Genomic DNA, 6,487 nt, shown 5'->3' with positions numbered 1-6,487 from the left:
TACTAAATTAATAAAAGAGAATGATATTATTTGCATAGAAGATTTACAAGTAAAGAACATGATTAAAAATCGTAAACTATCTCTCTCTATTTCTGATGTGTCGTGGTCAGAATTTGTTCGTCAATTAAAATACAAGGCTAATTGGCATGATAGACAAATTGTAAAGATAGGTAAATTCTTTGCAAGTTCACAAATATGCAATAAATGTGGGTACAAAAACGAGGAAGTTAAGAACTTAAATGTAAGAGAATGGATTTGTCCTTGTTGTAATGAAACTCACGATAGAGATATAAATGCAAGTATAAATATACTAAAAGAAGGATTAAGACTAATAAAAGTTCAAAATAGATAACTTATGTAAGAACCGTAGGAACTACGGGGATAGTCTGTGGAGAATACATATTTTAGTATGCAAAATTCTATGAAGCAGGAATCCTGTGACTTTAGTCATGGGAGGTTCAGTAAAAATAAACTTGCAAAACAATGTACTAGTTTAATATTATAGTTATATTGAATAAAATATCAGGAGGAAGTAAAAATGAATGTAAGAGTAAGGTTTGCACCAAGTCCAACGGGATTTGTACATATAGGTAGTTTAAGAACTGCTTTATATAACTATTTATTTGCAAAAAAAATGGGCGGAGAATATATATTAAGAGTAGAGGATACAGACCAAAGTAGATTAGTAGAAGGTGCTATAGAGAATATGCTTAATGCTATGAAGTGGGCTGGTGTCAATCATAATGAAGGTGTTATGTTAGATGATAGTGGGAAAGTAGTACAAAAAGGAGAATATGGTCCATATATTCAATCTCAAAGATTAGATATATACCAAGAATATATAAAGCAACTTTTGGATAGTGGAAAGGCTTATTACTGCTTCTGTACAAAAGAAAGACTAGACGAAGTAAGAGATGCTCAAAGAGCAGCAGGAGAAACGGCTAAATATGATGGTCATTGCAAGAATCTTTCTAAAGAAGAAGTAGAAGCAAATATAAAAGCAGGAATACCATATGTTATAAGATTAAAATTGCCAGAGAATCATACAATTAAGTTTACAGACTTAGTTAGAGGAGATATGGAATTTAATACTAATGATTTAGATGATCAAGTCTTAATGAAAACAGATGGATTTCCAACTTATCATTTTGCAGTAGTTGTGGATGACTATTTAATGAAAATCACACATGTTATAAGAGGAGAAGAGTGGGTATCATCTACTCCAAAACATGTTTATTTATATGAAGCTTTTGGATGGAAAGCACCTGTATTTGTGCATTTACCAAATATACTTAATAAAGAAAAGAAAAAATTAAGTAAGAGACAAGGTGATGTAGCTGTTGAAGACTTTAAGAAAAAAGGATATTTACCAGAAGGATTAGTAAACTATGTAGCATTAGTTGGTTGGTCTCCAGAAGATAATCAAGAATTGTTTACAATGGAAGAATTAGAAAAAGCTTTCTCTGTAGAAAGAGTGTCTAAAAGTGGTGGAGTATTTGATACTGAAAAGTTAAACTGGATTAACCAGCACTATATAAAAGATGGTGATGATGCCTACCTAACAGATTTGGCAATACCATTTTTAATAGAAGATGGATTTATAACAGAAGGAGAAGCTACTAGCAAGTATGATTTCTTAAAAAGTATGATATCAGTACTTAAAGAAAAATTACAATATGTAAAAGAAGTTACTGAACATGCAAGTATATTCTTTGGAGATAAAATAGAGGTAGAGACTGAAGAAGGAAGTGAATTCTTAAAGTTAGAGCACATACCTACTTTAATAGATGTTTTGGGAGAAAAAATAGAAAAAGCAGAGGTATTAAATACTGAGTTCGTTCAAGCCATGCTTAAAGAAATACAAAAAGAGTACAAAATAAAAGGAAAAAATTTATTTATGGGTTCAAGAATAATTTTGACAGGGCAAATGCATGGTCCAGATTTGCCAAAAGTAATGGAAGTTTTAGGAAAAGAAACTTGCTTAAATAGAATAGCTTATGTAAAAAATAATATATTATAGTCATAAAAGTCCGCTAATTTAGAAGCGGACTTTTTTTGTGTTAGTATTTGGTGAAAATATCTGCTTAAGAAAATGAAGGTATTTAGGGGAATAAATTTAATATATAAAAAGCAAAGCAAAAATATAAGTAAAATATGAATAATAAACTAATAAAATATTAAGCATAGAAAGAAGGAAATCTATTATTTTAGTTTGATTTAATTATTAAGGGGGTAATTACTATGTATAGTAATATTGATGATGTTAAAAAGGAATTAAAGGAGCTATGCTTAGAATATGTTACAATTTTAGAAAAATTAAAAGATGAAAAAATGATTACAGAAGAAACTTTTGAAAAATGCTCTTCTCAAAAAAAGATATTTTTAGAAGAACAATAGAGAATAGTAACAGTAGTATTATTATGTAGTTTGAAAGATAGTACGAAAAATGATAGTAGTACTATTATTTATTGCAATTTTCAACTATAATATATAATGTTAAGAAAATAATTTATAAAAATATAGTGAGGTGATGAGTGTGAAAGTTTATAATACATTGACTAGAACAAAAGAAGAATTTGTTCCAATAGAAGAAGGAAAGGTAAAAATGTATGTGTGTGGTCCAACAGTTTATAACTATATACACATAGGTAATGCAAGACCATTTATAATATTTGATACTCTAAGAAGATATTTAGAGTATAGAGGATATGATGTAACTTATGTACAAAACTTTACCGATGTTGATGATAAAATTATAAATAGAAGCCATGAAGAAGGAATATCTCCAGAAGAAGTTGCTACTAAGTATATAAAAGAATATTTTGTAGATTGTGATGGGCTAGGAATTAAAAGAGCTACTGTTCACCCTCAGGTTACAGATAATATACAACAGATTATAGATTTTATAAAAGAATTAGAAGATAAGGGATATGCATATGCAGTAAATGGTGATGTATATTTTGATACAAATAAGTTTGAAGGATATGGAAAGCTTTCAGGTCAAAAACAAGAAGATTTAGAAGCAGGAGCTAGAATTGAAGTAAATGACCAAAAAAGACATCCTATGGATTTTGTTCTTTGGAAAGCAAAAAAAGAAGGTGAGCCAGGGTGGGATAGCCCTTGGGGAGAAGGTAGACCTGGATGGCATATAGAATGCTCTGTTATGTCTAAGAGATATTTAGGTGAGACAATTGATATACATGCAGGTGGTCAAGATTTAACATTCCCACACCATGAAAACGAAATAGCGCAAAGTGAAGCTAGAAGCGGAAAAACATTCTCAAAATATTGGATGCACAATGGATATATAAATATAAATGATGAAAAGATGAGTAAGTCAAAAGGTAATTTCTTTACGGTAAGAGATATATCAAAATTGTATGATTTAGAGATAGTAAGATTTTTCATGCTATCAGCACATTATAGAAATCCAGTAAACTTTAGTGATGAAATGCTAAATCAAGCTAAAGCTGGTCTTGAAAGATTGTATAATACTAAAGAAAAATTAGAATTTACACTAAGTAATCTAAAAGAATCTTATTTAACAGAAAAAGAAGTAGAACTTGTTAAAGAATTAGATAATTTTAGACAAAGATTTATAGACGCTATGGATGATGATGTTAATACAGCAGACGCAGTGAGTGTTATCTTTGAGTTAGCTAAACTAATAAATTCTAATGTAGATGAAAATTCTTCTTTAGAGTTTGCCAAGAAATGTTTAGATGAGTTTAATGAACTTACAGGAGTATTAAATATTGTAAATAAGAAAAAGGATACTGCATTAGATAAGGATATTGAAGAATTGATACAAAAAAGAACTGATGCAAAGAAAAATAAAGAATTCCAATTAGCAGATGATATAAGACAACAATTATTAGATATGGGAATCGTATTAGAAGACACAAGACAAGGTGTTAAGTGGAAAAGGATATAAAAATGGAAAAAACTGAATTAGTTACTATATCACCACTAGTTTTAGCATACTTAGGTGATACAGTTTATGAAAAATATATAAGAGAACATTTGATTAGACAGAATACACAAAGAAAAGTTAATGATTTGCATAAATTAGCCATAAAGTATGTAAAAGCTAAGGCTCAAGCAACAATAATTCATGAAATTGAAACTGAATTAACTGAGGAAGAGAGTAAAATTTATAAAAGGGGAAGAAATCAAAAATCAAATACTTCTCCTAAAAATGCAGATATTATAGACTACAAACATGCAACTGGATTTGAGGCTTTGGTTGGATATTTGTATTTAAATAATGAAATAGAGAGACTTCAAGATATTATCAATAAAGGAATCAAAATTATTGAAAGAGATTTGTAAATATAAGGGTGTTGTCTTAATAATAAGTAATAAGGCAACACTTTTTTTATAACTAATGTATAATAAATATATATAAATTAGTGTTGAGAAAGGATAAGAATTTATGAAAGTAAAATTAATATCACATACACCTGAACCAGAAAAAGTAATAGCTATGGCAGCTAAGCTATGTTATTCACCAGTTGGGACAGACGAAATAGAAAAAGATTTAACAGATGAAAGTATAGAGAAATTTTTAAATATGTTATTAAGTATAGGTCATGGGTCAATATTAGAACATGCTTCATTTACATTTTCAATAGAAGGTATTTCAAGAGCTTGTTCACATCAAATTGTTAGACATCGTATAGCTAGTTTTTCACAACAAAGTCAAAGATATGTTAAATTAGAGCAATTTGAGTACATAATTCCTCCAGAAATAGAAAAAATAGAAAAGGCAAAAGAGTTATTTATAAGCTCAATGAAAAAAGACCAAGAGAATTATGATAAGCTAGTTGATATATTGTTTGAAAATCATTATAATGACCTAATAAAAAATGGTAAAAATGAGAAAACAGCAAAAAGACAAGCTGAAAAGAAAGCAATAGAAGATGCTAGATATGTATTTCCAAATGCATGTGAAACAAAAATGGTATTTACTATAAATGCTAGAAGTTTATTTAATTTCTTTGAACATAGATGCTGTGAAAGAGCACAGTGGGAAATAAGAAATTTAGCTGTAGAGATGTTAAGAGAGGTTAAAAAGGTTGCTCCTGTATTATTTAAAAAGACTGGACCAAGTTGTGTAAATGGAAGTTGTCCAGAAGGAACTATGACTTGTGGAGATATAGTTCAAGTCAGAGAAAAATTTAAAGCCTTGTAGGAGGTGAATAGTTTGGCAAGTATAGAAGGAAGAAATCCAGTAATAGAAGCAATGAAGAGTGACAGAGAAATAGATAAAATATTAATTGCAAATTCAGCTAAAGAAGGGTCAATTAAGAAAATAATAGGAATGGCTAAAGAGAAGAACATAATTATCCAGTATGTTGATAAACATAAGTTAGATGAAGTAAGTACAAGTCATTCACATCAAGGTGTAATAGCTTATGCAAGTGAGTATAAGTATTATGAATTAGATGAGTTAATAGACTTAGCAAAAAATAAAGATGAAGAACCATTTTTCATTATACTAGATGAAATAACAGATCCACATAATCTAGGTTCAATAATAAGGACAGCAGATGCAGTAGGGGCACATGGAGTTATTATTCCAAAGAGAAGGTCTGTACACATAACCCCTGTAGTTGCTAAAGCATCTGCTGGAGCAGTAGAGTATATGCCAGTTTGCAAGGTAACCAATATAGTTAATACAATAAAAAGACTCAAGGATGAAGGGCTGTGGATTGCTGCTGCTGATATGGATGGAGAAACTTTTTATAAACAAAATCTTACTGGCCCTCTTGGTGTGGTAATTGGAAGTGAAGGTTTTGGAATATCTAGATTGGTTAAACAAAACTGTGACTTTATAGTAAAAATGCCAATGATAGGTAATGTTACATCTTTAAATGCGTCTGTAGCAGGTGGAATACTTTTATATGAGATATTCAGACAGAGATTGGATAAAAGTAAATAAGCATGAAAAAAAATATAAATCATTACTTAATAATAGATGGCTACAATATTATAAATGCGTGGGATAATTTGAAAGAACTGGCTAAAGAGGACTTAGAAGATTCTCGAGAAAAGCTTATTGATGATATTATAGAATTTTCTGAGTTTATGGGTTATAAGACTATAATAGTTTTTGATGCTTATAATGTTAAAAACTCACGAGAAAAAATTGAGAAAAGAAAACACATAACAATAGTTTATACACGAGAACATCAAACAGCAGATAGTTATATAGAAAAGTTTATAACTTCTTTATCAAAGTATGATGATGTAAAAGTAGCTACTAATGACTATGCAGAACAACAAATGATTTTAGGAAAAGGTGCTACTAGAATGTCTGCAAGAGAATTAAAGTTAGAGCTAGATCGTTCCAAGAATAAAATGAAGGAAAAAAATATCGGTTTGGGGAAAAAAATTCAGCGAAATTGGTTGGAGGAAAGGTTAGATAAAGAAACATTGTCGAAACTTGAGAACATTCGTAGAAAGCGTTGAAATTACTAGCTTC

The 6,487-nt window shown here is 29.6% G+C and carries 8 protein-coding genes; all 8 read left to right on the top strand.

Annotation, left to right across the window (positions count from 1 at the left end; genetic code table 11):
- Positions 1–352, top strand: a 352-nt coding sequence (locus IR152_RS17875; protein ID WP_227453207.1) for an RNA-guided endonuclease TnpB family protein, incomplete at its 5' end; no start/stop codon positions are given.
- A 186-nt stretch (positions 353–538) separates the two neighbouring features.
- A complete protein-coding gene (gltX, locus tag IR152_RS17870) occupies positions 539–2,020 on the top strand; it encodes a glutamate--tRNA ligase (protein ID WP_227453206.1) in 1,482 nt (493 codons plus the stop codon).
- A gap of 221 nt (positions 2,021–2,241) precedes the next feature.
- On the top strand, positions 2,242–2,397 hold the full coding sequence (locus IR152_RS17865) for a hypothetical protein (RefSeq protein WP_003421202.1): 156 nt from the start codon (positions 2,242–2,244) through the stop codon (positions 2,395–2,397).
- Positions 2,398–2,536: 139 nt separating this feature from the next.
- Positions 2,537–3,934 carry a cysteine--tRNA ligase gene (gene cysS, locus IR152_RS17860; RefSeq protein ID WP_227453205.1) on the top strand — a complete coding sequence of 466 codons (1,398 nt, stop codon included), beginning with the start codon at positions 2,537–2,539 and terminating at the stop codon, positions 3,932–3,934.
- Positions 3,935–3,936: 2 nt separating this feature from the next.
- Positions 3,937–4,332 (top strand): ribonuclease III domain-containing protein, encoded by a 396-nt coding sequence (locus IR152_RS17855; protein ID WP_227453204.1) that lies wholly within the window; start codon positions 3,937–3,939, stop codon positions 4,330–4,332.
- Between the two features lie 103 nt (positions 4,333–4,435).
- Positions 4,436–5,194 (top strand): FAD-dependent thymidylate synthase, encoded by a 759-nt coding sequence (thyX, locus tag IR152_RS17850; protein WP_227453203.1) that lies wholly within the window; start codon positions 4,436–4,438, stop codon positions 5,192–5,194.
- A gap of 12 nt (positions 5,195–5,206) precedes the next feature.
- Positions 5,207–5,944, top strand: a complete 738-nt coding sequence (gene rlmB / locus IR152_RS17845; protein WP_227453202.1) for a 23S rRNA (guanosine(2251)-2'-O)-methyltransferase RlmB — start codon at positions 5,207–5,209, stop codon at positions 5,942–5,944.
- A 2-nt stretch (positions 5,945–5,946) separates the two neighbouring features.
- Positions 5,947–6,474, top strand: coding sequence for an NYN domain-containing protein (locus IR152_RS17840; RefSeq protein ID WP_227453201.1), 528 nt, complete (start codon positions 5,947–5,949; stop codon positions 6,472–6,474).
- Positions 6,475–6,487 lie beyond the last annotated feature (13 nt).

Origin of the sequence: Clostridioides sp. ES-S-0108-01 (assembly GCF_020662285.1) — a bacterium.
Classification (GTDB): Bacteria; Bacillota; Clostridia; order Peptostreptococcales; family Peptostreptococcaceae; genus Clostridioides.
The sequence above is the reverse complement of the archived record's forward strand: the minus strand, read 5'-3'. Positions and strand labels throughout refer to the sequence as shown.

Excerpts from the sequence above, each read along its gene's own strand:
- gltX (WP_227453206.1), top strand. The coding sequence starts at position 539 with ATGAATGTAAGAGTAAGGTTTGCACCAAGTCCAACGGGATTTGTACAT.
- IR152_RS17865 (WP_003421202.1), top strand. The coding sequence starts at position 2,242 with ATGTATAGTAATATTGATGATGTTAAAAAGGAATTAAAGGAGCTATGC.
- IR152_RS17855 (WP_227453204.1), top strand. The coding sequence starts at position 3,937 with ATGGAAAAAACTGAATTAGTTACTATATCACCACTAGTTTTAGCATAC.
- thyX (WP_227453203.1), top strand. The coding sequence starts at position 4,436 with ATGAAAGTAAAATTAATATCACATACACCTGAACCAGAAAAAGTAATA.
- IR152_RS17840 (WP_227453201.1), top strand. The coding sequence starts at position 5,947 with ATGAAAAAAAATATAAATCATTACTTAATAATAGATGGCTACAATATT.